The 22,672-nt window shown below is 54.0% G+C and carries 28 protein-coding genes and 1 tRNA gene; 5 read left to right on the forward strand and 24 right to left on the reverse strand.

Annotation, left to right across the window (positions count from 1 at the left end; all coding sequences use genetic code 11):
* Window positions 1-80 precede the first annotated feature (80 nt).
* The 3 genes from AC52W5_RS03690 to AC52W5_RS03700 all read left to right on the forward strand — a co-directional run bounded on the left by AC52W5_RS03690 (window position 81) and on the right by AC52W5_RS03700 (window position 2,777).
* Window positions 81-2,003 (forward strand): ATP-binding cassette domain-containing protein, encoded by a 1,923-nt coding sequence (locus AC52W5_RS03690; protein WP_495670020.1) that lies wholly within the window; start codon window positions 81-83, stop codon window positions 2,001-2,003.
* A gap of 89 nt (window positions 2,004-2,092) precedes the next feature.
* Entirely contained in the window at window positions 2,093-2,422 is a 330-nt protein-coding gene (locus tag AC52W5_RS03695; protein WP_107762605.1) for a c-type cytochrome, read from the forward strand.
* Between the two features lie 28 nt (window positions 2,423-2,450).
* A complete protein-coding gene (locus AC52W5_RS03700; protein ID WP_113067840.1) occupies window positions 2,451-2,777 on the forward strand; it encodes a c-type cytochrome in 327 nt (108 codons plus the stop codon).
* 192 nt (window positions 2,778-2,969) lie between these two features.
* Here AC52W5_RS03700 and AC52W5_RS03705 read toward each other — a convergent pair whose 3' ends face one another.
* From AC52W5_RS03705 to AC52W5_RS03720, 4 genes are read right to left on the reverse strand one after another with little or no spacing between them, the layout of a single operon-like run.
* The gene (locus tag AC52W5_RS03705) at window positions 2,970-3,398 is read right to left on the reverse strand and encodes a DUF1841 family protein (protein WP_495670036.1); all 429 of its coding nucleotides are present in this window, start codon (window positions 3,396-3,398) and stop codon (window positions 2,970-2,972) included.
* Window positions 3,399-3,406: 8 nt separating this feature from the next.
* Window positions 3,407-4,054 (reverse strand): endonuclease III, encoded by a 648-nt coding sequence (nth, locus tag AC52W5_RS03710; protein WP_495670021.1) that lies wholly within the window; start codon window positions 4,052-4,054, stop codon window positions 3,407-3,409.
* A 3-nt stretch (window positions 4,055-4,057) separates the two neighbouring features.
* Entirely contained in the window at window positions 4,058-4,828 is a 771-nt protein-coding gene (gene rsxB, locus AC52W5_RS03715) for an electron transport complex subunit RsxB (protein ID WP_495670022.1), read from the reverse strand.
* Window positions 4,825-5,871, reverse strand: coding sequence for a quinone-dependent dihydroorotate dehydrogenase (locus AC52W5_RS03720; RefSeq protein WP_495670037.1), 1,047 nt, complete (start codon window positions 5,869-5,871; stop codon window positions 4,825-4,827). The genes rsxB and AC52W5_RS03720 overlap by 4 nt, the downstream gene beginning before the upstream one ends.
* 158 nt (window positions 5,872-6,029) lie before the next feature.
* Between AC52W5_RS03720 and AC52W5_RS03725 the strand changes: the two genes are divergently transcribed.
* Window positions 6,030-6,965: a tetratricopeptide repeat protein gene (locus AC52W5_RS03725; protein WP_495670023.1), complete on the forward strand. Its 936-nt coding sequence runs from the start codon at window positions 6,030-6,032 to the stop codon at window positions 6,963-6,965.
* Window positions 6,966-6,993: 28 nt separating this feature from the next.
* Here the strand turns inward: AC52W5_RS03725 and AC52W5_RS03730 are convergent, their stop codons facing one another.
* The 16 genes from AC52W5_RS03730 to thiO all read right to left on the reverse strand — a co-directional run bounded on the left by AC52W5_RS03730 (window position 6,994) and on the right by thiO (window position 20,067).
* Window positions 6,994-7,722, reverse strand: a complete 729-nt coding sequence (locus tag AC52W5_RS03730; RefSeq protein WP_107762600.1) for an arginyltransferase — start codon at window positions 7,720-7,722, stop codon at window positions 6,994-6,996.
* Entirely contained in the window at window positions 7,706-8,404 is a 699-nt protein-coding gene (gene aat / locus AC52W5_RS03735) for a leucyl/phenylalanyl-tRNA--protein transferase (protein WP_495670024.1), read from the reverse strand. Before aat ends, AC52W5_RS03730 begins: the two co-directional genes overlap by 17 nt.
* 37 nt (window positions 8,405-8,441) lie before the next feature.
* The gene (queC, locus tag AC52W5_RS03740; RefSeq protein ID WP_495670025.1) at window positions 8,442-9,140 is read right to left on the reverse strand and encodes a 7-cyano-7-deazaguanine synthase QueC; all 699 of its coding nucleotides are present in this window, start codon (window positions 9,138-9,140) and stop codon (window positions 8,442-8,444) included.
* Between the two features lie 53 nt (window positions 9,141-9,193).
* The gene (gene queE / locus AC52W5_RS03745) at window positions 9,194-9,898 is read right to left on the reverse strand and encodes a 7-carboxy-7-deazaguanine synthase QueE (RefSeq protein WP_256210477.1); all 705 of its coding nucleotides are present in this window, start codon (window positions 9,896-9,898) and stop codon (window positions 9,194-9,196) included.
* A gap of 46 nt (window positions 9,899-9,944) precedes the next feature.
* Window positions 9,945-10,856 (reverse strand): tol-pal system protein YbgF, encoded by a 912-nt coding sequence (gene ybgF, locus AC52W5_RS03750; protein WP_495670026.1) that lies wholly within the window; start codon window positions 10,854-10,856, stop codon window positions 9,945-9,947.
* 2 nt (window positions 10,857-10,858) lie between these two features.
* On the reverse strand, window positions 10,859-11,383 hold the full coding sequence (pal, locus tag AC52W5_RS03755; RefSeq protein WP_074975035.1) for a peptidoglycan-associated lipoprotein Pal: 525 nt from the start codon (window positions 11,381-11,383) through the stop codon (window positions 10,859-10,861).
* Window positions 11,384-11,421: 38 nt separating this feature from the next.
* Window positions 11,422-12,747: a Tol-Pal system beta propeller repeat protein TolB gene (tolB, locus tag AC52W5_RS03760; protein ID WP_495670027.1), complete on the reverse strand. Its 1,326-nt coding sequence runs from the start codon at window positions 12,745-12,747 to the stop codon at window positions 11,422-11,424.
* A gap of 31 nt (window positions 12,748-12,778) precedes the next feature.
* Complete coding sequence (gene tolA / locus AC52W5_RS03765) at window positions 12,779-13,864, reverse strand: cell envelope integrity protein TolA (protein ID WP_495670028.1); 1,086 nt, start codon at window positions 13,862-13,864, stop codon at window positions 12,779-12,781.
* 220 nt (window positions 13,865-14,084) lie between these two features.
* Window positions 14,085-14,471 carry a protein TolR gene (tolR, locus tag AC52W5_RS03770; protein ID WP_074975033.1) on the reverse strand — a complete coding sequence of 129 codons (387 nt, stop codon included), beginning with the start codon at window positions 14,469-14,471 and terminating at the stop codon, window positions 14,085-14,087.
* A 66-nt stretch (window positions 14,472-14,537) separates the two neighbouring features.
* Window positions 14,538-15,224 (reverse strand): protein TolQ, encoded by a 687-nt coding sequence (gene tolQ, locus AC52W5_RS03775; protein WP_074975032.1) that lies wholly within the window; start codon window positions 15,222-15,224, stop codon window positions 14,538-14,540.
* Complete coding sequence (gene ybgC, locus AC52W5_RS03780; RefSeq protein WP_074975031.1) at window positions 15,221-15,643, reverse strand: tol-pal system-associated acyl-CoA thioesterase; 423 nt, start codon at window positions 15,641-15,643, stop codon at window positions 15,221-15,223. The genes tolQ and ybgC overlap by 4 nt, the downstream gene beginning before the upstream one ends.
* Before the next feature lie 80 nt (window positions 15,644-15,723).
* Window positions 15,724-16,767: a Holliday junction branch migration DNA helicase RuvB gene (ruvB, locus tag AC52W5_RS03785; RefSeq protein WP_074975030.1), complete on the reverse strand. Its 1,044-nt coding sequence runs from the start codon at window positions 16,765-16,767 to the stop codon at window positions 15,724-15,726.
* A 137-nt stretch (window positions 16,768-16,904) separates the two neighbouring features.
* Complete coding sequence (gene ruvA / locus AC52W5_RS03790; protein ID WP_074975029.1) at window positions 16,905-17,498, reverse strand: Holliday junction branch migration protein RuvA; 594 nt, start codon at window positions 17,496-17,498, stop codon at window positions 16,905-16,907.
* Complete coding sequence (gene ruvC, locus AC52W5_RS03795) at window positions 17,495-18,013, reverse strand: crossover junction endodeoxyribonuclease RuvC (protein ID WP_074975028.1); 519 nt, start codon at window positions 18,011-18,013, stop codon at window positions 17,495-17,497. The genes ruvA and ruvC overlap by 4 nt, the downstream gene beginning before the upstream one ends.
* Before the next feature lie 31 nt (window positions 18,014-18,044).
* Window positions 18,045-18,767: a YebC/PmpR family DNA-binding transcriptional regulator gene (locus AC52W5_RS03800; RefSeq protein WP_074975027.1), complete on the reverse strand. Its 723-nt coding sequence runs from the start codon at window positions 18,765-18,767 to the stop codon at window positions 18,045-18,047.
* 172 nt (window positions 18,768-18,939) lie between these two features.
* Complete coding sequence (thiO, locus tag AC52W5_RS03805; RefSeq protein ID WP_495670029.1) at window positions 18,940-20,067, reverse strand: glycine oxidase ThiO; 1,128 nt, start codon at window positions 20,065-20,067, stop codon at window positions 18,940-18,942.
* A gap of 163 nt (window positions 20,068-20,230) precedes the next feature.
* Between thiO and AC52W5_RS03810 the strand changes: the two genes are divergently transcribed.
* Window positions 20,231-20,306, forward strand: a tRNA-Lys gene (locus tag AC52W5_RS03810).
* A gap of 80 nt (window positions 20,307-20,386) precedes the next feature.
* Here the strand turns inward: AC52W5_RS03810 and AC52W5_RS03815 are convergent.
* The 4 genes from AC52W5_RS03815 to AC52W5_RS03830 form a co-directional block, all read right to left on the reverse strand.
* Window positions 20,387-21,016 carry an NYN domain-containing protein gene (locus AC52W5_RS03815; protein WP_495670030.1) on the reverse strand — a complete coding sequence of 210 codons (630 nt, stop codon included), beginning with the start codon at window positions 21,014-21,016 and terminating at the stop codon, window positions 20,387-20,389.
* 95 nt (window positions 21,017-21,111) lie between these two features.
* Window positions 21,112-21,372, reverse strand: coding sequence for a hypothetical protein (locus AC52W5_RS03820; RefSeq protein WP_495670031.1), 261 nt, complete (start codon window positions 21,370-21,372; stop codon window positions 21,112-21,114).
* Between the two features lie 5 nt (window positions 21,373-21,377).
* Complete coding sequence (locus AC52W5_RS03825) at window positions 21,378-21,851, reverse strand: hypothetical protein (protein WP_495670032.1); 474 nt, start codon at window positions 21,849-21,851, stop codon at window positions 21,378-21,380.
* A gap of 239 nt (window positions 21,852-22,090) precedes the next feature.
* Window positions 22,091-22,465 (reverse strand): HNH endonuclease, encoded by a 375-nt coding sequence (locus AC52W5_RS03830; RefSeq protein ID WP_495670033.1) that lies wholly within the window; start codon window positions 22,463-22,465, stop codon window positions 22,091-22,093.
* Window positions 22,466-22,672 lie beyond the last annotated feature (207 nt).

Here is a 22,672-nt window from a genome sequence, read left to right on the forward strand (position 1 = left end):
TTGCCAAGCCGGTATGAACGTGGCAGAATTGCGCCCCTTATAAATTACCCTGTTTGCCATTTTTCCCCTTATTTCCCCTTATGCCCCTGCTCACGCTTGAAAAAACGAGTCTGGCCTTCGGCCATCATGCCTTGCTCGATCAGGTGGATCTACAGCTTGATTCCGGTGAGCGCATCGGGCTTATCGGTCGGAACGGCGGGGGCAAGTCGAGCCTGCTGCGCGTGCTGGCAAGTGAAGCCCAGCCTGACGATGGCAGAGTGTGGTATGCGCCGGGACTGAAACTGGCTTATGTCGCGCAAGAACCGGAACTGGACGCCAATCTCACCGTGTTTCAGGAAGTATCCAAGGGACTGGGTTCGGTCAGCCAGGTGCTGATCCAGTACCATGAAGCATCTCACCTCCTGGGCGATAGTGCAGATGACACAGACGCTCTTCTGTTGCGCCTGGAGAAACTGCAGGCCGAGCTGGAAGCCCAGGATGGCTGGCGTATCCAGGCAAGAGTGGAAACGGCTATTGATAAACTTGACCTTCCTACCGATGCGCCAGTCGGACAGCTTTCTGGTGGACAGAAAAAAAGGGTAGCGCTGGCGCGTGCGCTGGTGATATCGCCTGAGGTGCTGTTGCTGGATGAACCCACCAACCATCTGGATTTTCTTGCAATCGAATGGCTGGAAGGATTACTCAAGGATTTTGGGGGAAGCGTCGTATTCGTCACCCACGACCGTCGCTTCCTCAGTAATGTGACGACGCGCATCATTGAACTCGACCGAGGCAAGCTGACGAGCTTTCCGGGAGATTTCTCCGAATACCAGCAGAAGAAGATGGAAATGCTCGAAATCGAGGCAACCCATAACCAGAAGTTCGATAAGGTGCTGGCGCAGGAAGAAGTATGGATACGCAAGGGGGTGCAGGCACGCTGCACGCGCAACGAAGGCCGGGTACGACGGCTCGAAGCACTGCGACAGCAGCGAGCTGTCCGGCGCGAGCAGGCGGGAAAGGTTAGCTTAAGCCTGGAAGAAGGCATTAAATCCGGGCGGATGGTGGCTGAACTGGAGCATGTCAGCAAAAGCTATGGGAGCAAAGCGATAATCAAGGATTTTTCATGCCGGGTCATGCGTGGAGACCGCGTGGGACTGCTCGGGCCTAACGGCGCAGGAAAATCCACGCTGCTCAAGCTGATACTGGGCGAATTGCAGCCCGACAGTGGTAGTATCCGGCTGGGCACGAAAGTAGCCGTTGCCTATTTCGATCAGATGCGCGAGCAACTCGATGAAGAAGAAACGCTGATCGATACGATCAGTCAAGGTTCGGACTTTATCGATATTGGGGGTGCCAGAAAGCATGTCATCAGCTACCTGGAAGATTTCCTGTTCGCTCCGCAGCGGGCACGCTCGCCAGTGAGATCGCTCTCCGGCGGCGAACGCAACCGATTGTTGCTGGCGAGATTGTTCACCCGCCCCGCGAACGTACTGGTTCTGGACGAGCCAACCAACGATCTTGATATCGAGACACTGGAACTACTCGAAGCGCTGCTGCAAAGCTACTCGGGGACTCTGTTCCTGGTAAGCCACGATCGCGAATTTCTCGACAACGTGGTAACCCAGGTAATAGCCTTCGAAGGGGACGGCATATTGCGGGAATATGTTGGCGGTTATGAAGATTGGGTGCGCGCCAGAAATTTCCAGAAGGTGGCGGTCAAACAATCGGCTCCCAAACCATCTCAACCGGTGCCCCTTAAAGCACAGGGATCCACACCTTCCGTCAAACTGGGTTATAAGGAAGCCCGCGAACTTGAGGAATTGCCTGGAAAAATCGAACTCCTGGAGAAGGAGCAGGCACAAGTTACCCATCAGCTATGTTTGCCGGATATTTACCGCGATTCCCCGGAAAAAGCTGACGCGTTACAGCGGCGCTTTACCGCGATTGAAGAGGAGTTGACGGACTGTCTTAACCGATGGGAGGAACTCGAAGCAAAAAGCTCTGCCGCAGGACAGAAAAAATAACGGTAAGTTCCCGTTATACTGGCGTTTTATTCATTGACCAGAAATGGTACATCGTTTAGAGTCGCTCTTTTTGTAAAGAGGGACTGATAATGAAAAGACCTGCAATAGTCAGTTTACTTGCATGCGGATTGCTTCTCGCGCTGGCGGGCACGGCCCAGGCGGCGGGCAATCCCGAGGCAGGGAAGCAGAAAAACACCATGTGCATCGGCTGTCATGGAATAGAAGGGTACCGGACATCCTATCCCACCGTATATCACGTGCCGAGACTCGGCGGTCAGCATGCCGAATACCTCGTAAAGGCCCTGCAAGCATACAAGACGGGCGCACGTAACCACCCCAGCATGAAGGGGATAGCAGCCACGCTGTCTCAACAGGATATGGAAGATCTGGCCGCGTACTATGCCGGCGCTGGCAAATAACAACCACTGACCAAGCAAGGAAAGCCTCATGAAACATCTTATTATTGGCGCTGCAAGCGCAGCCTTAATGCTGATTTCCGGCCAGGGAATGGCAACGGATATAGAAGCGGGAAAGAAAAAAGCGGCCGAGGTGTGCGCCGCCTGTCACGGTCCGGACGGTAATAGTCCTGCCCCGGCGTTTCCGATACTGGCCGGACAACATGCGAGTTACCTCGCAAAAACCCTGAATGAATATAAATCGGGCGTTCGGCAAGACCCGGTGATGGCGGGCATGGCAGCAGCCCTGAGCAAGGAAGACATCGAAAACGTGGCTGCTTACTTTGCTACCCAGAAAGGCCTCCAGACGAAATACTGATTGGAACCTCTGATAAAGTCCCGCGCGAGTGCTTCGATGCGCTCCGCGGAGAACTGTTCAGGGGACTTCGTTCAGAACCTTCGGGTGAAGAAGGACACGAACAGGAAAATCTCGGGAAAGAGGCTTTCTTCCCACCTGCCTGCCTGACACTCGAATAACCCGCCGAAGCATCCGGCAACATCGCTTCGAATATCAAATTCCCCGTCTATCCAGGCATTCGAAATAAACCATGACGTCATACGTGTTCTGGTTTCGTTGTGCCTGCCAGATCATTTCCGCCAGGCATTCCATGGCTTGGTGCATGGCTGTATGCTCGTTGCCGGTTTTCTTCAGCAGCCGCTCGAATCGCACGCGGATTCCTGCCGGTTGATCTATTGAAAGCTGCTCCTTGATCGCAATATGCATTCCCATGTGCAGAAATGGGTTGGTTTCGCCCATTTCAGGCAGATAATCCTTATCCTGATAATGCTCCACATCATCAAGCAGTGCATGGTATTCCGGGTGCTGCAAAATCACCTCAAGCGCCATATCCTCCATCGCGCTGAGCATTTCCCGTTGCTTGTATTTGCGCCAGGTCTCGAAAAAAAATTGACGCGCCTGGTCTCTGGAAGGATTGAATATCAAATTTTTTAACGAGGAGTATCCTCAAAGTTTTTTGACTCGTATTCACACAGGTCGTTTATCAGGCAGATCGCGCACTTCGGTTTTCTTGCCACGCAGGTGTAGCGTCCATGCAAGATCAACCAGTGGTGAGCGTCATGCCGGAATTCTCTGGGGACGCACTTGAGGAGCTTTGACTCCACCTCCAGCACGTTCTTTCCCCTTGCAATTCCAGTACGATTGGCCACGCGGAAAATATGTGTATCCACCGCAATAGTGGGCTGACCAAAGGCAGTATTCAATAACACATTTGCGGTCTTGCGGCCCACGCCGGGCAGTTTTTCCAGCTGCTCCCGCGTTTCGGGCACTTTTCCGCCATACTGATCAACGAGTATGCGGCATGTTGCAAGGATGTTCCTTGCTTTCGTTTTGTACAACCCGATGCTCTTGATGTATTCCCTCAACGCTTCTTCCCCCATTGCAAGTATTGCCTCGGGTGTATTGGCCTTGGGAAAGAGCTTCCGGATGGCAAGGTTCACGCTTTTGTCGGTCGCCTGGGCGGAGAGCGCCACTGCTATCAGCAGTTCAAATGGGGAGTTGTACTCCAGCTCAGTGGTAGGATGAGGATTAGCGGCCCTGAAGCGGGTAAAAATCTCACGACGTATGCTTGAATTCATGAATCAGCGGGAAGAAATGTCTGACGTTCTGTCACTCCAGCCCTCCTTTTCCGATATTCCGGGCGATGCCTGTGCCCTGGTAGCCCTTGCGCGCTCCAGCGCCGCCTGAACGGTGACTTTTTTCAGACTGGGCGCCGATGATAAACGCACCACGGTGGCTGTTGCTTCGGTTCTTTTTGCCAGCCTTTCCTCCCTTCCCTGTTTATCGCGTTCCAGCCGCTGCAACCGCAACTGGTAGCGCGCGCGTGCGCGATCAGCTGCTTTCTTTTTTTCCACCCTTTCCACCTTCTCCACTTCGTAGTCTTGATGGTCCGGTTCAATCCACGAAACGTTGACGCCGATCTCGGTGCTCGCAGAACGCTCCTTTGGAAGAACCATCTGGATACAGTCTACCGGACAGGGTTCGAGACATAACGAGCAGCCGGTGCACTCCCCGGAAATAACCGTATGCATCTGTCTTGCCGCCCCTACAATCGCATCCACCGGGCAGGCTTGTATGCATAAGGTACAGCCTATGCATGCTTGCTCATCAATCAATGCCACTTCTTTCGGTTTGAATACGCCATGAGCTGCATCCAAAGGAAGGGACTCTATCCTCAGCAGCCGAGCCAGTTGATGGATGCCGTCTTCTCCACCTGGGGGACACTGGTTGATCTGTGCCCGCCCCTCTGCAATTGCTTCGGCGTAAGGCCGGCAACCCGAAAATCCGCACTGGCGACACTGGGTTTGCGGAAGAATGGCATCAATTTCCTCTGCCAGAGAAACTTCTTTCATGCGGCACCCGCAACATCCGCGCGCCTCCCATCTGCCTTGCACAACACTTGTGCAATCTCACGTACCAGATGGGGGCCGCGATAAACGAGACCGCTATATATCTGTATCAGGCTGGCGCCAGCCTCGATTTTTTCGGTAGCACCTGCCGTATCCATGATGCCCCCCACTCCGATAATGGGCAGAGCCCCTTGCAGGGCATGGTGAAGGCGCGCGATGACTGACGTCGCGCGTTTTGCAAGCGGCGTACCGCTCAATCCGCCAGCTTCCCGCGCATGGGGAAGTGTTTCTACACCTGCCCGGGAGAGAGTGGTATTGGTGGCAATAACACCGTCAATCCGATGCTTCATCAACAGTGCGGCGATGGAATCGATTTCCGGCAACTCGAGGTCAGGAGCGATTTTCACCACGAGCGGGGTGTATTTTCCATGTTCGTCGGCCAGACGCTGCTGATTCAGTTTCAGCGTGGCGAGCAGGGAATCCAGTTCGGTAGCCTGTTGCAGTTGTCGCAGATTAGGGGTATTTGGAGAAGAAATGTTGACAGTGATATAACTGGCATAGCGATAGGCCTTGCGCAGGCATGTCAGATAGTCATCCACCGCCTTCTCTACCGGCGTGTCGAAGTTTTTCCCGATGTTGATCCCCAGAACACCTTTGTAGCTCATCGTCTTCACGTTTGCGATAAGACGCTCTATACCGTTATTATTGAAGCCCATACGGTTGATAATGGCATTGGCCTGGGGAATGCGAAACAATCGCGGCCTTGGATTTCCTGGCTGTGGCCGGGGCGTGACCGTGCCAATTTCGATAAATCCGAATCCAAGAGCTGCCAGCGCGTCTATATGTTCGCCATTCTTGTCCAGTCCCGCTGCCAGTCCGACAGGATTGGGGAAAGTCAGCCCCATTATGCCGCGGGACTGGCAGGGTACGGAATGCGCATGGTAGAACCCCAGCCGATGTGCTGCCTCCATCGCATTGAAGGCAATACGATGCGCTGTTTCGGGTTCGAGGGCAAATACCAGCGGGCGGAGCAATGAGTAGAGCATCATTCATTTTACCATTGCCGCCAGGGTGAACGCTTGTTACCTGATCCGGTCTATACCGGGTCTGTGATCTGTGATAACAGGCGGGCTTCAGAGGCCATGCCCTCATATTGAAGACATACCCGGAATATCGGTTGCATCAGTCTTGAACAGGAGCATTCATGAAGTTGCAGCACCTTTCTTTGATTCTGGTTCTCATTTTATTTTCGGGAACTGCTCGCGCCGCCACATTATGGGACAAGCTCAACGATGAGGTGGAAACATTTTATCAGCAGGGAGACTATAAAGGAGCGGCGGTAGCGGCGAAGAAAGCGCTGCAGGCAGCAGAACAGGGATTGGAGCCGGATCATCCGGATATTGCTACCAGCCTCAACAGCCTTGCCATGATCTATAGTGCCCAGGGACACTACAAGGAGGCGGAACCGCTTCTCAAGCGTGCGCAGGCAATTTTTGAAAAATCATCGGGCGCAGAAAGTCCGGAAGTGGCCGCAACGCTGAATAACCTGGCCATGCTGTACCGGAACAAAGGGGATGATGCGGAGGCCGAGGCGCTTTACAAGCGTGCGCTGGCGATCGATGAGAAAGCATTCGGGGGGGAGCATCCCAACGTCGCTGCAAGCCTGAACAATCTGGCACAGTTATATCAGGCGCAAGGACAATATCCTGAGGCCGAACCCCTCCTCAAACGGGCAGTGGCAATATTGGAAAAAACGGGAGGGCCGCACCATCCCAACCTCGCCATGAGTCTCAACAATCTCGCCTTGCTTTACAATGCTCAGAAGCAGTATGCGAAAGCTGAACCTTTATACAAGCGTGTATTTGCAATCACGAAAAGAGCTTTCGGACCGAATCATCCCAACGTCGCCTTGAGTTTGAATAATCTCGGCGGACTGTATAAAGACCAGGGTAAATACCCTCACGCTGAACCGCTGTTTCGCCGTGCGCTGCTCATCTCCGAAGAAACGCTCGGCCCGGATCACCCGAATGTTGCAACGAGCCTGGAAAACCTGGCGCAACTGTATCGGGAGATTGGTTATACCCACAAGGCTGAGCCGCTGGCTAAACGAGCAGCGGCTATCCGGGCGGCGAAGCGGTGAATTTCAGGGGAAGCTGCAGGAAGGATAATCAGATATTTTCCAGCGGCTCCCATTGGCCGTTGATCAAGGCTTGCAATGGCCTGAATGCCGCTTTGTACGCCATTTTTCGGCTATCCTTGATCCAGTAGCCGAGGTAAAGATAAGGGAGCTTCAATTCGCGGCACTGGTGCACTTGCCACAGGATATTATAGGTACCAAAACTCGCGCCCGGCACATCCGGGTCGAAAAAGGTGTAGACCGACGATATTCCATCAGGCAGCTCATCAATGATGCTGACCATCCGTAAAATACCGTTTTCCCGGAATTCCACCAGTTTCGAATCGACGTTGCTGGGCAGCAGAAAATGCCGGTACTGCTCGCGGCTGTCCCGATCCATGCCGCCCCCCGAGTGGCGTTGAGCTTGATAACGAAGATACAATGCGTAGTGATCGGGGTGATAATATAAATCGTGCTGAGTCGCAACCAGGTGCCGATGTCGCTCCCAGGAACGGCGCTGGCTTCGGCGGAGGGTCAGACTGTCAACTACCACACGCACCGGAAGGCAGGCGCGGCAATTGTCGCAGAAAGGACGATAGGTAAAAGCCCCGCTGCGACGAAAACCAGCCTGTACGAGGCCGCCATAAACAATGGTGTCGATCAGGTGACTGGGAGTCGCTACCTGCGAGCGTGCCAGCTGCTCAGGGAGATAGCTGCATGGATAAGACGCGGTAGTGTAGAACTGTAGCGTGGATGCGGGAAGATCATTCAACTTGCTCATGATCGAAACACCATTTTTCGCCTCGTTCCGCATAGTTTACCAATTCTTTCAATCTTTGACTAAATTCCTTGCGAGGGATTTCACGCGCACCAAGGGACGCAAGATGAGCAGTTTTCATCTGGCAATCGATCATTTCAAATCCCCATCGCTCCAATTGCCGCACCAGATGCACAAATGCGATTTTGGAAGCATCGGAAACGCGTGAGAACATGGATTCACCGAAGAATACGCGTCCCAGCGCAACGCCATATAGTCCTCCCACCAATTTGCCGTCCATCCAGGTTTCCACGGAATGGGCGAAGCCCATTTCATGCAACGCGGTATAGGCGAAAATCATTTCATCCTGTATCCAGGTTCCGCAACCGTCTCGCCGCGGTGCAGCGCAAGCCTGCATGACCTGGATGAAATCCCTGTCGATGCGGATTTCATAATTGCCCTTTCGCAGTGATTTTTGCAACGAACGGGATACTTTAAGCTCGCCCGGAAACAGCACCATGCGAGGATCGGGGCTCCACCAGAGAATGGGGTCCCCATCGTTGAACCATGGAAAAATTCCATGGCGGTATGCCTCGATAAGCCGATGCGGCGAAAGATCACCTCCTACTGCCAGCAGGCCATTGGGCTGAATGAGCGCGGTGTGCAGCGGAGGGAAAGGTGAATCAGACGAGAGCCACGGAATCATGAAACAAGCAAGGCGTTGAATACCTTCTGTTTGAGCATCAGAGAGCAGTTGCCTGCCGGAAGCCTGCGTGATAGCGCGTTACGTCAGGGACATTCGCCGATTCGAAGCCTGCCCGTCGCAACCGGCAGGAATCGCATACGCCGCAGGCCAGCCCGGCATCGTCCGCCTGATAGCAGGAAACGGTCATGCTGTAGTCAACACTCAGCAAGCATCCCCTCTTTATGATCTCCGCCTTCGACAAGTTCATGAGAGGCGCGTGGATAGTCAGGCGCGCTCCTTCAGTCCCTGTTTTTGTCGCGAGATTCGCCATCGTCTCGAAGGCTTCGATGTACTCAGGACGGCAATCTGGGTAGCCAGAATAGTCAACGGCGTTAACCCCGATGAAAATATCCCCGCTCCCAAGCACTTCGGCCCAGGCCAGCGCAAGGGAAAGCATGATGGTATTACGCGCGGGTACGTAAGTGCTGGGGATGCCTGGCGTAATCCCGCCAGTCGGAATTTCACGCTCTTTATCGATAAGCGCGGAGCCGCCAAATGTGGAAAGATCCACTTCAATGACTTTATAGGCGGCGGCACCCAAGGAGTGGGCAAGATTTTTTGCCGCCGCGAGTTCCGAGCCATGGCGTTGGCCGTAGCTCACACTCAAGGCATAACACTCATATCCTTGCTGGCGAGCAATAGCAAGGGCGGTGGCCGAATCCAGACCACCTGATAGCAGCACGACTGCCTTAACCATAAAGTTGTAAAAAACGAGTCACGACACAGCCTGTTTTACCCCGTTAGTACCCGTTATCGTCCCGGCCCCTCCCCCCACAGCAATTTGTGCAACTGAACCTGCATGCGTACCGGCAGCCGATCCCGCAAGATCCATTCCGCAAGGACAGTCGGGTCCAGTCTGCCATGGACCGGAGAAAACAATACAGGACAAATACGGTCCAACCGATGCTTACCCATCATCTCGACCGCCCACCGGTAGTCGCCTTCGTCACAGAGCACAAACTTTACCTCATCATGGATCGTAAGGTGCTGAATGTTGCTCCAGAGATTTTTTTCCACCTCTGCGGAACCGGGCGTCTTGAGGTCCAGGATCCTGGACACGCGCTCATCCACGCCGGATATATCCAGCGCACCGCTGGTTTCCAGTGATACCGAATAACCCGCATCACACAGCAATCGAAGGAAAGCCAGGGACTCTTTTTGAGCCAGAGGCTCGCCCCCTGTTACGGTAACATGACGCGCCCCATGCCTTGCCACCTCCGAGAGAATAGCGGCAAGGGACATGCGTTCGCCCTCATGGAATGCATACGCAGTATCACAGTAGCCGCAACGCAGGGGACAACCGGTGAGTCGCACGAAAACAGTGGGTAGTCCCACACGACTGGTTTCTCCCTGCAGTGATAGAAAAATCTCGTTGACCCGCAAGCTTGACGTTTCCGCGGAAGATGTAATCTTCCTGGACAGATGTGGGAAATGCGGGGATAGGGTCTGAACCATATACAGGACGGAAGCCGGCAGGAAAATGTCCTGCCGGCACACACCGCTACTTGATACTGATTAACCGCCGTTTGGCTTTGTCTGCTGCGTCGCTGCCGGGATATCTGACGATGACGCTTTCCAGAGTTGTCCGGGCGGCATCTTTTTTATTCAGCTCCAACTGGCTGCTGGCTATATTCAGCATCGCATCCGGTACCTTGGGGCTATCCGGATAGGTTTTGATCAGCGCTTCCTGTGCGGCAACGGCATTCTTGAACTCGCGCAATGCATAAAAGGAATTTCCGATCCAGTAGTGGGCGCTGGCAGCAAAACTTGATTCGGGATAAGACCTGAGAAAGCTGTTGAAGCTGGATATGGCCTCCTTGTACTTGCCTGTCTTGAACAGATCGTATCCGCTCTCATAGGCCCGGCCAGCGGAGCCCTCGGCGACAGGATTCCTGTTGGCAGGCGTACTGTATTCGGACGAAACTGCAGCAGCCGAGGCAGGAGCAGATGCAGTTCCTTTCGCTCCCTGACCGGAATTCAGACCTGCATTGGAATCAATGGCGGAGCTGGATGCTGCGGGGGAGGATACGTCCGACCTGGACGCCCCTGCCCCATCGGCTCCTTCCGCCTGCTCCAGCCGCCTGAGGCGGTTATCGAGATCAACGTAGAAATCCCGCTGCCGTTTCTGCGCCAGTTCATTTTCATTGACCAGCACCTCTATCTGGCCCCGTAACCTGTTCAGATCGAGCCGCAGGCTTTCTATCTGGCTGTGAAGCTCCAGCAATGGCCGGCTACCGAGATCTTCTTCGAGTCTGCCAACACGAGATTCCAACGTTTGTCCCTGATTCCGCAGTTCACCCATCGAAGCCTGCTGCGCGACCATACGGCGCGGCGCCCTGTCATCATCGAAGGTTCTCGCATGAACTGAACCACAGACAATCAGAACCGACAGCAGGAAAGCGCGCGGGAGCATGGTTATTCACCCTGATAACGGATATCCACCCGGCGGTTTTCAGCCCATGCAGCCTCGTCATGACCCATTGCATGGGGCTTTTCCTCGCCCAGGCTCACAGCCTCGATCTGCCCCTCCTGGGCACCTGATAGCGTCATTGCATACTTGACCGCATCCGCGCGGCGCTGACCCAACGCCAGGTTATACTCGCGGCTGCCGCGCTCGTCCGTGTGCCCCTGCAGCAACACCCTGGAATTGGGATGCTCACGCAGGTACTTCGCATGTGCCGCGACCAGAGACCTGAATTGATCCTTTACTACATAGCTGTCTAAATCGAAATAAATGCTGCGCTTGGAAAGGATGCTGTTCGGATCGGTAAGCGGATTGAGGGTTGGGGATGTATAGTCCTCAGCCTGCATGCTCTCCCTTTGCGCGGCAGCATCCCGGGATCGATCTCTATCTTCCATATCCTCGTCGCCGGGCTGCTTTGTCTGGCTGGCGCACGCCGTCAACAGGCTGATCAATAACACGCCCAAAACTTTTTTCATTTCTGTTCCCTTTTAGGTTAGCCAAAAATACACTGGAATTACTGCAGACGCCGTAGCGGACCCCAAGCCGGTTCTCTTATATCACCCGCCTGCGTTGAAAGCTGTTGTCGCGTTCTCCCGTCACTCGAAACCGCGGATAATATACCACGACCCCGTATTTCAGTTGCATAAAGAACCATTCTGCCGTTAGGGGCAAAGCTTGGCGATTCGTCGAATTTCGAATCCGTGAGCAACCGCACCTGGCCGGTCGCGAAGTCCTGAATTGCCACGTTGAATCTATCGCCGCTGCGGTGGATAAAAGTAAAACCTTTTCCATCAGGACTGTAACGCGGACTCACGTTGTAGCTTCCCTCGAAAGTAAGACGTTCCGCAACCTTGGATACACCTCCTGTGACAGGCATCCGGTAAATTTGAGGACTGCCGCCACGGTCAGAGGTGAAAATGATATAACGGCCATCCGGCGAAAAACTTGGCTCGGTATCGATGCCGGAACTTTGAGTAAGGCGCTGGAGTCCTCCGCCATCGGCGTTGATCAGAAAGATTTGCGATCCACCCATTACAGATAGCACAACTGCAAGCTTCCTGCCATCCGGGGACCATGCCGGCGCACTATTGCTTCCCCTGAAATTTGCGACCGCCTTGCGTGCCCGAGTCGCAAGGGCTTGAACGTAAACTACCGGCTTCTTGTTCTCGAAGGATACATATGCCAGCCGCGTACCATCCGGGGACCAGGCGGGGGATATGATCGGCTCTGTATATTCAATGACCGGCTGGGCATTAACTCCGTCTGCATCCGCCACCTGGAGCGAGTATTTCTTCCCCTGCCTGATCACGTAGGCAATGCGGGTGCTGAACACGCCAGCATCGCCCGTCAGCTTTTCGTAGATCATGTCAGCAATGCGGTGGGCGGCAGCACGCAGTTGTTCTGGCGGCACTGTCTCGACATAACTTCCCAGTTCTGCCCGCCTTGCCACATCCAGCAACCGCACGCGGATCGATATCTGCCCTCCGGTGACGGGTATCGCGGTACCAATGGCGAGCGCGCTCGCACCCCGACCGATCCAATCCGGGTACGAAACCTCGGCCGGTTCATGCGGTCGCAGCCCTCCGGCATCGACCAGCTTAAATAATCCTGTACGCTGCAAATCCGCCGAAATGACGGGCGTAAGGCTTTGCGCCCCCAGTCTTTCCTCTTCCGCAAAGGGAACTATCGCGACAGGAATCTGGTTGGCGCCTCCACCGAAAATTTCGATATTGAGAGCAGCCTGCACCGGCGAGCAGACCAGCCACAAGAAGAACAAAACGGCAGCAGAGCCGGAAAGTTTATGCAAGCGGGACGGCATGGGCAGCATAGCAATGGCCATAAGTTAATTTTGAAACAACAGATTATACCAGTCATTCAAGGTAATGCACCTTGACACTCAAGTTGCGGAACTTCGGAAAAAGCGCGGGATCGGGCGGCAGCGGAAGCGGCCTGGACAAGGCAATAGCCCGCTCCACCGCACTGTCGAAAGCAGCGAATCCACTGCTCTTGCGCAGCCTGACATCGAGGATGTCGCCCCCCGGAAGTACAGTAACATCGAACTCGACAACCGGGTTTCCAGGCAGATCCAGCGGCATCACGATATTCCTTCTTATCTTGGCAAGAATTCTCGCCTTATATTCGTCAATCTCCTTCGCCAGCCGCGCTTGCGCCGCCGCTTCGGCCTGAAGCCTGTCGCGTTCTTCCTGTTCGCGCCGAAGCTGCTCCACCTCTGCTGCAACTCGCGCCTGCTGTTCTTTCTCCTTCCGTTCCTTCTCGGCTTTTTCCTTCCGTTCCTTCTCCTTCTGCTCCTTCTCTTTCCGTTCCTTTTCTCTTCGTTCTTCTTCTCTGCGTTCCTTCTCTTTCCGTTCCTTCTCGGCTTTCTCCTTCCGTTCCTTCTCCTTCTGCTCCTTCTGCTCCTTCTGTTCCTTCTGTTCCTTCTCTTTTCGCTCCTTTTCTCTTTGTTCTTCTTCTCTGCGCTCCTTCTCTTTCCGCTCCTTCTCGGCTTTTTCCTCTCGTTCTTTTTCCCTCTGCTCCTGTTCCTTTTTCTCCTGCAGTTCTTTTTCCTTACGCTCTTTTTCCTTACGCTCTTTCTCCAGTTGCCGCTTGTTTTCTACCGGTTTTTTTTCCGGCTTGGGTTTCTCGGTTTTCTCCTTTATGGCGATATCAGGTTTAGGGAGAGGCGGCGTTTCCGGCTTCGGCACCGGTTTTGTTTCGGGCGGCTTTACCTCCGGAGCCGGCTCAACCGGCTTGGGCGGCGGGGGAGGCGCTGCCCTTACCACGGGTGCCGGCGCAGGCGGAAGGCTGCTCCATAAATCTACCATCATCCCTTCCGGTGACTCGGTTTTCCAATTGAGGCCGAAAATCAGGAAAGCAAAAAAAACGAGGTGAACCAGCACTGCCAGCACTGCCGCCGGCACTCGCCCTGGTTCAGGTCGAACGAATTTTCTCAACGCCATGGCATTCGTATTCGTTGTGGGCGTCTAACCCAAACTTACAAGCAAGCTCTTTCAGTAATCTGGAGGCAAACACAAATTCCAGCGTCAAGACACGCTGAATGCATGGAAACATATCTTTTGCAAGCAGCAAAAGCTTGCAACGGGGTAGCGCGAACAAGCGGCCGACCCCCACGGAAGGACTGCAAGGACGACTGCAAATCCGAATTTTTCAGAGGCGTGCTCATTTCGGCCGGGCCAGCAGTCCCACCTTCTTCACCTGCTGCTGTTGCAGAATATCCATCACGTTCATCACTTCCTCGTAGCGCACATTTTTGTCGCCGGCAATCACCACCGGCTGCTCGGCATTTGCCGCCTGTTTCTGCTTGATCACCTCGACAAGCTCCTTACGACTGACCTGCTTCTCGCCCTCCCTGGCAGAGCGATCATTCAGTGCCAGAATACCGTTGGCCTTGACAATCACCTCTAGCGGAGCAACCGGTGGCGACAGGGACTTCCCGATCTGCGGCAGGTCAATCTCGCCCGGAGTGATGAGCGGCGCCGTGATCATGAAAATGACGAGCAGCACCAGCATCACGTCAATGTAGGGTACGACGTTTATCTCATTCATCAGGCGCCTTCTGGCGCGTCGCTCAGTCACAATCTCCGCTCTCCGAAACTATCCTTATTCACGTTCCTAGCCGCCGGCCTGCCGCTGCAGAACATTCGACATTTCTTCCATGAAGCTCTCGAACCGCGTGGCCAGCCTGTCCATACTGCTGGCATAGCGGTTATAAGCGATAACCGCGGGGATCGCGGCAAACAGGCCCATGGCGGTGGCAATCAACGCCTCGGCAATACCGGGCGCAACGTGGGAAATGGTGGCCTGGGCGACATTGGACAAACCGCGAAATGAATTCATGATGCCCCAGACGGTGCCGAACAATCCCACATACGGGCTCACGGAGCCGACCGTCGCAAGAAAAGAGAGATGCGATTCAAGACGATCCATTTCACGCTGATAGGTCGCGCGCATGGCACGACGGGTACTGTCCATGGCCGTGCCGGTATCCATTCCCGGCTGACGCCTGTGCTTCATGAATTCCCGAAAACCTGCCTCGAAGATCCGTTCCATGCTGCCTGCGGTATGACGGGAAGCAGCAGCGCTCTGGAAAAGCGCATTGAGATCGGTTCCCTTCCAGAAAACATTCTCGAATTCATCGCACTGCCTCTCCGCCTCGCGGATGACAAACAGTTTGCGAAAAATGTACCACCATGACATCAGTGAAGCGATCACCAGCAGCAGCATCACCAACTGCACCGGCAAACTCGCGCTGCCGATGAGCTGAAAAAGGGACATATCCTGGCCAACAGTCAGATTCATGATAGTTTTCCAAGCTTGAGACGCAGAGCAGCGGGGACGCTCACCGGTTTCAGACTATCCACTCCCACGCATACCGCCTGCACGGTAGCGGCAGCTAGCGTAACGTCGCCTCGCAAGACCCGTTGCGCGATCGTGATGCGGCTTCTGCCCAATTCCGCTGCCTGCGTTGTAATGTACAGCAGGTCATCCAGCAGGGCCGGTTTAAAGTATTCAATGCCAAGCGAACGTACCATGAAAATCACCTTATGAATCTGACTTAATGAATGAATATTGAACCCCAAGTCGCGCAACCATTCGTAGCGGGCACGCTCCATGAAATCGAGATAAGTTGAATGATAAACCACGCCGCCTGCGTCGGTATCCTGATAATAGACGCGGACGGGTAAAGAAAAGGGAACCTCGGAACCTGAGTAAGACATCTTTATCTGATCAATTGAGAAATCGATGCCGACATCGCAACCGGTCCGCCGGCTGCTACGATTGCATCACGGGAAATTTACTACTGACTCTCATCCCACAAATCCCCGCTGAGTCCATTCCTTGGCAGCGCCAGACCAAAATGCTGATACGCGATAGATGTCGCCATGCGCCCGCGCGGAGTGCGCTTCATATACCCCTGCTGGATCAGGTAAGGCTCGAGCACGTCTTCTATGGTTCCGCGCTCTTCGCTGATGGCGGCGGCAAGGTTATCGACACCGACCGGACCGCCACCGAATTTTTCCATTACGGTGAGGAGCAGCTTTCTATCCATTACATCGAGTCCGATTGCATCCACGTCCAGCATGAGCAGGGCGGCGTCGGCCACTTCGCGGTTAATGCGGCCCTCCGCCTTGACTTCTGCAAAGTCACGCACGCGTCGTAGAAGACGATTGACAATGCGAGGGGTTCCACGCGAACGGCGCGCAATTTCAGTGGCGCCATCGGAAGAGATATCTGCTCCCAACAAGGCAGCGGAGCGCATAACGATCTGGGTGAGTTCTTCGACTGAGTAGAATTCCAGGCGCGAGATGATGCCAAAACGGTCACGCAGCGGGTTGGTCAGCATGCCGGCCCGGGTCGTGGCGCCCACCAGGGTAAAAGGCGGCAAATCGAGCTTGACCGAACGTGCGGCAGGGCCTTCGCCGATCATGATGTCGAGCTGGTAATCCTCCAGTGCCGGATAGAGAATTTCCTCCACGACCGGGGAGAGACGATGGATTTCATCTATGAACAAAACATCGTTGGGTTCGAGATTGGTCAGCAGGGCGGCAAGATCGCCTGGGCGTTCCAGCACCGGACCGGAGGTCTGGCGCAGTCCCACGCCCATCTCCTTGGCAATGATGTGCGCAAGGGTGGTTTTACCAAGACCGGGCGGACCAAACAGCAGTACGTGATCGAGCGCTTCCCTGCGCCGCCTTGCCGCCTCGATGAATATCTGCAACTGTCCGCGAATTTTTTCCTGGCCTATGTATTCGGCCAGATGCTTCGGCCGCAGCGCCCGCTCCAGATCCTCTTCTTTAAACGAAATGGGTGCGGGGGTGATCAGGCGGTCTGTTTCTATCATTCCCAATTCAAAAAGCGGCTATCCCGCCCTGTTTTCTGCTGGTTGTATTGGATTGCAGAGATAAATTCATTTCAGGAAATCGGCGGCTCCGGAGCGGTAATCCGAAGGATGGGGTTTTCCCACTGCCCATAAAGACGTTATTTCTCTTTTGACAAGAGCTTCAATGCCTGTTTTATGCCGTCCGAAACGGAGAGATCCACGGATAGCTGCCTGACCGCCCAATTGGCCTCGCGATCATTATACCCTAGAGACAACAGGGCATTCAGCACATCGCTTCCCATTGCTGAGGGGCGCCGGGCTCCCGTTGCACCCGAAATCGCGGACACGGCCAGGTCAAGTTTGTCGCGCAATTCCAGCAGCAAGCGCTCGGCCGTCTTCTTGCCGATGCCGGGAATCCTGATCAGACGGGCAGGATCCTGATCGGACACCGCCTGCTGCAAGTCAGCCACGCTCAGGCCGGATAGTAAAGCAAGCGCAGTTCTTGCCCCAACGCCGGAAATTTTGACGAGCTGGCGAAAAGCCTGCCGCTCGCCTTCGGTAGCGAAACCGAAAAGCAGATGCACGTCTTCGCGCACGACGAAATGAGTGTGGAGCGTGATTTGCGTGCCGACGGCCGGCAGGTTGTAGAACGTGCTCATGGGCACGTCGATCTCATAACCCACACCCTGGACGTCAACCAGCACCAGCGGGGGAAATTTTTCCAGCAGGAGCCCGCTTATTCTGCCGATCATATGAGGCGCCCCCGTTTTACCCGGTAACCGGCGGTCGACAGGGCTCCCAATCCCAGCCCTCCATGGGCATGGCAAATAGCACAGGCAAGGGCGTCGGCGGCATCCGTCGCAGGCTGGCCGGTGAGGCGCAATAGCCGTCTTACCATTTCCTGCACCTGTTCTTTCCGGGCGTGGCCTTCACCGACCACCGCCTGCTTGATCTGCAGCGCCGTATACTCTGCAACGGACAGATTATTCAGCACTGCCGTGCATATCGCCGCTCCGCGCGCCTGCCCAAGCATCAAGGTGGATTTTGGATTGACATTGACAAACACCTGCTCGATCGCGACGTGATCAGGCTTGTGCTCTGCGATGACTTCGTTGAGGTGATCCATGATGCATTTGAGGCGCAACGGCAATTCACCCTCAACTGTCCTGATGCGGCCACTGCTGACATAGACCAGTTTGCCGCCGGTCTTGTCGATGATTCCAAAACCGGTTAGCCGCAGGCCTGGATCTATGCCGAGTATACGGATTTGATTGCCTTCTTTCTGCCGGAAAACCTGCTCAGTCGATCACCGCGGTTGTATAGACTTCCTGTACATCGTCGATGCTTTCCAAAGCATCGAGCAGCTTTTGCATTTTTACCGAATCGTCCCCGGTCAATTCGGTTTCATTGACAGGCTTCATGGTCACTTCGGCCAGCTCTGCCTTAAACCCTGCCTTCTCCAGCGCCTCCTTCACCAAGACAAATTCATACGGCGCGGTGATGACTTCGATGCTGCCATCAGCATTGCCGATAATGTCCTCGGCGCCGGCTTCCATGGCTACTTCCATCAGTTTGTCTTCGTCCGTGCCCGGAGCAAACAGCAACTGGCCACAGTGCTTGAAAAGAAAACCTACCGAACCGTCCGTGCCAAGATTACCGCCGTATTTGGTAAAAGCATGGCGCACGTCTGCCACGGTACGCACGCGATTGTCGGTCATGCAATCGACCAGCACGGCCGCACCGGCAATGCCATAACCTTCGTAACGTATTTCTTCGTAATTCACACCTTCCAGATCGCCGCTGCCGCGCTTGATCGCGCGCTCCACGTTTTCCTTGGGCATGTTCTGCTCGTAAGCCTTATCGACAGCCAGGCGCAATCGCGGGTTGCTGTTCGGATCTCCGCCGCCGAGTCTTGCGGCAACGGTAATTTCCTTGATGAGACGGGTGAAAATCTTGCCGCGCTTCGCATCCTGCGCGGCTTTCTTGTGCTTGATATTAGCCCACTTGCTGTGACCCGCCATAATTCTATGCCTTGTAGTCCTTATTGAGTCCTTTATTGAAGTGGTGCAATGTTATCACCCCCCGCCCCCAGCATAAAGCCGACAAGAATGAGTTCTTCAAGAGGTCCTCCCTGGTTGATAATCGGACTTACTGGATTCAAACTTACCGGGTTCAGATCGCCACCGATCGGGTTCAAACCGGCCACTGATAGGGCACCACATCGAGCGGCTGGAGTTTGCCCAGGATCATGTTGACTACGAGCTGCGCGCTGCCGGGCGCCATGGTGACGCCATAGCGATAATGACCGCTGTTGAGATACAGGTTGGAGATCGCTGGATGCACGGAAATCACAGGTATGTTATGAGGTGAAGCCGGCCGCAGGCCTGCCCAGTGCGCGACGATCGTCTCCTCAGCAAGAACAGGAATCAGGGCTTGCGCCCTTGCAAGCAATGTTTCCCGCGCTTCGGACGTCGTACTTTTGTCGAAACCGGCTTCCTCTAGGGTGCTGCCCGCAAGTATGTGCCCGTCCCGACGGGGGATGAGATAAAAATTGTTCCGCTCGTCGAGCACTATCGGCTCGAGCAACCCTGATCGCACTTTGAACAACAGAATCTGGCCGCGGACCGGCCAGACCTCCAGCGCTTCCGCATGCTCGGCCAGAAGCCGCCTGCTCCATGCTCCTGCAGCAACAACATACTGCCCTGCAGAATGACGCTCGCCCGCCAGCGTACTGATGGATTGGACGTACCCCCGCTCGATCTTCCAGCCGGCAACCTCGGCATGCTCGATGACTTTACCGCCAAGCCCCTTCACCGCCTTTATCAACGCCTGCAGCAAACGCGGATTTCTTACCTGACATACCTCGGGCAGCCAGAGTGCGGCCGTGTCGCGCATGAGCGAAGGAGCTATTTGACTGGATTGAACCTCCTGCACGGGTATGGCGTGACGTGTGCACCAGCGTTCGGCCAGAAGCATCCGGCTGTACTTATCAAACGCCCCCGGTTCGACATAGGCTTGGGAGGAAGAATCGGGCAGCACCAGCATGCCGCTGGCCTTATATTCCGGATCGACGCCCGTTTCCTCCTGCAACGCTTCAACAAATTGGGGAAACAGATGAGCACTAAACTGTGTAAGCTGTGTGATCGCTTCCGGATAGTCCCATGGCAGCAATGGCGAGAGTATACCGGCCCCCGCCCAGGATGCTTCCTGACCGCAAAGATTGCGCTCAAGTACGGTAACTGTCGCGCCTGAACGCAATAATTCCCACGCGGTGGCAAGCCCGGCAACTCCGCCACCTATCACGATCACATCGCTGCTCAAAAATTATTCCTTCAACAAGCCTCCGCACAGAATAACAAAAGCGGTTCTGTGATGAAACGCAATTCGAGCAGCTGTTTACAAAGACCGATGTGTTCTACAGGGCAGTCAAAAAACTTTATATCGGGAGAGTGAGCCGGTATAATGCACGTCCCCTCGCACCTATGGGCCGTTAGCTCAGCCGGTAGAGCAGCGGACTTTTAATCCGTTGGTCGGCAGTTCGAATCTGCCACGGCCTACCAATAAAACAAGAAGTTACCAAATATATTGCGTAACTCCTCTTTTACATTCCCGATAATGTAACCGATTTGTAACCATATGATCAAAATCTAGGCGCCTGATACTTGGCAGGGCTTATAGCCACCTGCTGTCCACGCGCATTTTTAACATTCCTGGGAAAAAGGCATTTTTCAAGACGTCCTGGGGTTATTTCTTTGTAATCGTGGGAAATATTGATCAGTTCTCTGGCGATTGAGGCTCGATCTGGGGGGCAAAAGATGGAGACGTTTATTTGCGGACATAGTCCTCGTATCGAGGCAACCAAGGGCACTTGATCACTGTCTGCGGTCAGCAGTATCACCCTGTCCACTTGGCTAGTAAAGCAATCAGATAGTATGCGAGTAGCAATTCCGACATCAGTCTTCTTCTCCTCCTTGAAGTTGCAGTAGCCTTGACTCCCTTTACAGTATTTTTTCGTTTTATTAAAGTTAGAGGCAATACATTCGACTTCCACAGATTTTAAAGCGTCGACATAAGCGCGATGCCTTTTATGCTTCTCAGGTTCCCAATTCATGTACGCGGTGAAATATACGACGTGTGTTAAATACTCCCCAGGGCGCAGCATAGTTTGTGCCAAAGCTCTTAAATTGAGCCACTTTAATCGCTCGTTGTTGAGGGCATCGATGGCGTGATAGAGATTGAATCCATCTATATAGCAAGCAGTCTTACTCATTATTGGCGTAGGCGTATTGCGTTTTATTGTAACTTCGTTTAGAATTAGCGCCGTCATCTCGATAGATGGGTATCACGATCTATCGAACAAGGGGTTCACGCCTTCGGGCCGAACCCCTTTTTATTTGCGGCGACACTATACCAGTGCCTGTAAATACTATCCATTGCGAGCTTCGTATCGAGGACGGAGGCAATTAATCTGAAAGCCTTTGGCTTGCCGAGAGTGAACGCTATGACGCGGGTTTCCTCGGCTCTGACTTTTAAAGCTCTATGATTCTCGACTTTGTCCAGGTCTTCTGTGTATCTCTGGATTTGATTTAGCTGCCCCACAATGTGGGTGAGGGTGGAGAGGTTCAATGCTGCTACTCAAAGAGATTTAAGCTAAGGCGTATGCCATAACTCCATATTTTACCGTTCGGGCCCCGGCCTCCTATAACTGTGGCCTTGCAAGCCGTAATTTTTCCAGTAAGTCTCTTTTCCCTAAGATTCTCCCTGAAATCCGGGGCATCTTCTCTACTTAAATAACCGACCATCATTCCTTCTATATCTACGCGCACAGCCTTTTTGTCATAGGGATTGTCATTTTCCGGGATAAGGAAAGCTCGATACTCTTTGTTATAAACATGTTCGTCGTTTGGTCCAGCAAGAATCTTTATTGATTTTTGATAATGAGACTCCCCAACAATATCGAATTCATCTCCCTCATCCGGCCACTCATAAACCTTAGTCGGAATCAGTCTTTGTTTGGGCGCGTATTGGGGCTGTAGCGCCCGATATAGCCGCCAAGAAATGGCAGCAAGAATGATAATAAAAAATAGAGCGTAAAATTCCACCACTTCAGACTCCCTCTGTTAGACGAGAACAATTCCTCGCCCAACGGATTATAGGAGTCCTGGCTATTTGACTCATTTGTACGAAAGTACTACTCCCTGCAAAAATTGCCATAGATAGTGTTTAGCTGATCGACTCTCCACGAGAGCGGTCTATCCGCCATTTGCTGATTCTTTTTGAATATGGATCCGCGTGGAATGGCGCGCCACTCTTACCTTTTGCGCCAGTCATTTGCTGATTCTTTTCAAATACGGAATTTTTTGTCTGCGTGGGAAGGCGCGCGGTGTCCAAGCAGGAAAGCTGTAGACTTTTGCCCACCCCCGGCCCTCTGCGTTGCCTCGAGCGCGCTCTTCTCTTTGTGACAGTCATCGCACAGCAGTTGCTTGTTGCTCTCATCATCTGATCCTCCTGCCCACAGAGGAACGATGTGATCCACTACTCTTCCGAGTCTCCCGCATGACTGGCACTTGCCGCAGTCTCGACGCTTGATGTTCTCTCTGTCCTTGACGCCAGCGCTTCCTCTCTTGCGCTCAACGATACCGGGACGAGTATGCTGGAGCGTCGGCACTCTTGATGTGCCTATAGCGCTGAGCCGAGGCTTGAGTGTTGTCAGCTTCATGGGCAATAAAAAACCCACCGGGTTAGGGTGGGCTCGATGTGCTGTTTTAATCTCTACTTTAGCGGGTCGTATGTGTATCCACGTGTCAGCATACACGTCGATATGAGTTGCTCTTTTCTCTGACGTATCATTGCGTCATGTACTGCCGCTTCGTTCACGTCATACATCACCGCACTGCTCGCGCTTGCTGTTGCCTTTGCTGCCTCG

The organism is Nitrosospira sp. CT, assembly GCF_059489795.1.

What these genes read in the sequence shown, in the direction of transcription:
- AC52W5_RS03690 (WP_495670020.1), top strand. Translation starts at nt 81, where the DNA reads ATGCCCCTGCTCACGCTTGAAAAAACGAGTCTGGCCTTCGGCCATCAT.
- AC52W5_RS03695 (WP_107762605.1), top strand. Translation starts at nt 2,093, where the DNA reads ATGAAAAGACCTGCAATAGTCAGTTTACTTGCATGCGGATTGCTTCTC.
- AC52W5_RS03700 (WP_113067840.1), top strand. Translation starts at nt 2,451, where the DNA reads ATGAAACATCTTATTATTGGCGCTGCAAGCGCAGCCTTAATGCTGATT.
- nth (WP_495670021.1), bottom strand. Translation starts at nt 4,054, where the DNA reads ATGAATTCAAGCATACGTCGTGAGATTTTTACCCGCTTCAGGGCCGCT.
- rsxB (WP_495670022.1), bottom strand. Translation starts at nt 4,828, where the DNA reads ATGAAAGAAGTTTCTCTGGCAGAGGAAATTGATGCCATTCTTCCGCAA.
- AC52W5_RS03720 (WP_495670037.1), bottom strand. Translation starts at nt 5,871, where the DNA reads ATGCTCTACTCATTGCTCCGCCCGCTGGTATTTGCCCTCGAACCCGAA.
- AC52W5_RS03725 (WP_495670023.1), top strand. Translation starts at nt 6,030, where the DNA reads ATGAAGTTGCAGCACCTTTCTTTGATTCTGGTTCTCATTTTATTTTCG.
- AC52W5_RS03730 (WP_107762600.1), bottom strand. Translation starts at nt 7,722, where the DNA reads ATGAGCAAGTTGAATGATCTTCCCGCATCCACGCTACAGTTCTACACT.
- aat (WP_495670024.1), bottom strand. Translation starts at nt 8,404, where the DNA reads ATGATTCCGTGGCTCTCGTCTGATTCACCTTTCCCTCCGCTGCACACC.
- queC (WP_495670025.1), bottom strand. Translation starts at nt 9,140, where the DNA reads ATGGTTAAGGCAGTCGTGCTGCTATCAGGTGGTCTGGATTCGGCCACC.
- queE (WP_256210477.1), bottom strand. Translation starts at nt 9,898, where the DNA reads ATGGTTCAGACCCTATCCCCGCATTTCCCACATCTGTCCAGGAAGATT.
- ybgF (WP_495670026.1), bottom strand. Translation starts at nt 10,856, where the DNA reads ATGCTCCCGCGCGCTTTCCTGCTGTCGGTTCTGATTGTCTGTGGTTCA.
- pal (WP_074975035.1), bottom strand. Translation starts at nt 11,383, where the DNA reads ATGAAAAAAGTTTTGGGCGTGTTATTGATCAGCCTGTTGACGGCGTGC.
- tolB (WP_495670027.1), bottom strand. Translation starts at nt 12,747, where the DNA reads ATGGCCATTGCTATGCTGCCCATGCCGTCCCGCTTGCATAAACTTTCC.
- tolA (WP_495670028.1), bottom strand. Translation starts at nt 13,864, where the DNA reads ATGGCGTTGAGAAAATTCGTTCGACCTGAACCAGGGCGAGTGCCGGCG.
- tolR (WP_074975033.1), bottom strand. Translation starts at nt 14,471, where the DNA reads ATGAATGAGATAAACGTCGTACCCTACATTGACGTGATGCTGGTGCTG.
- tolQ (WP_074975032.1), bottom strand. Translation starts at nt 15,224, where the DNA reads ATGAATCTGACTGTTGGCCAGGATATGTCCCTTTTTCAGCTCATCGGC.
- ybgC (WP_074975031.1), bottom strand. Translation starts at nt 15,643, where the DNA reads ATGTCTTACTCAGGTTCCGAGGTTCCCTTTTCTTTACCCGTCCGCGTC.
- ruvB (WP_074975030.1), bottom strand. Translation starts at nt 16,767, where the DNA reads ATGATAGAAACAGACCGCCTGATCACCCCCGCACCCATTTCGTTTAAA.
- ruvA (WP_074975029.1), bottom strand. Translation starts at nt 17,498, where the DNA reads ATGATCGGCAGAATAAGCGGGCTCCTGCTGGAAAAATTTCCCCCGCTG.
- AC52W5_RS03800 (WP_074975027.1), bottom strand. Translation starts at nt 18,767, where the DNA reads ATGGCGGGTCACAGCAAGTGGGCTAATATCAAGCACAAGAAAGCCGCG.
- AC52W5_RS03815 (WP_495670030.1), bottom strand. Translation starts at nt 21,016, where the DNA reads ATGAGTAAGACTGCTTGCTATATAGATGGATTCAATCTCTATCACGCC.
- AC52W5_RS03830 (WP_495670033.1), bottom strand. Translation starts at nt 22,465, where the DNA reads ATGAAGCTGACAACACTCAAGCCTCGGCTCAGCGCTATAGGCACATCA.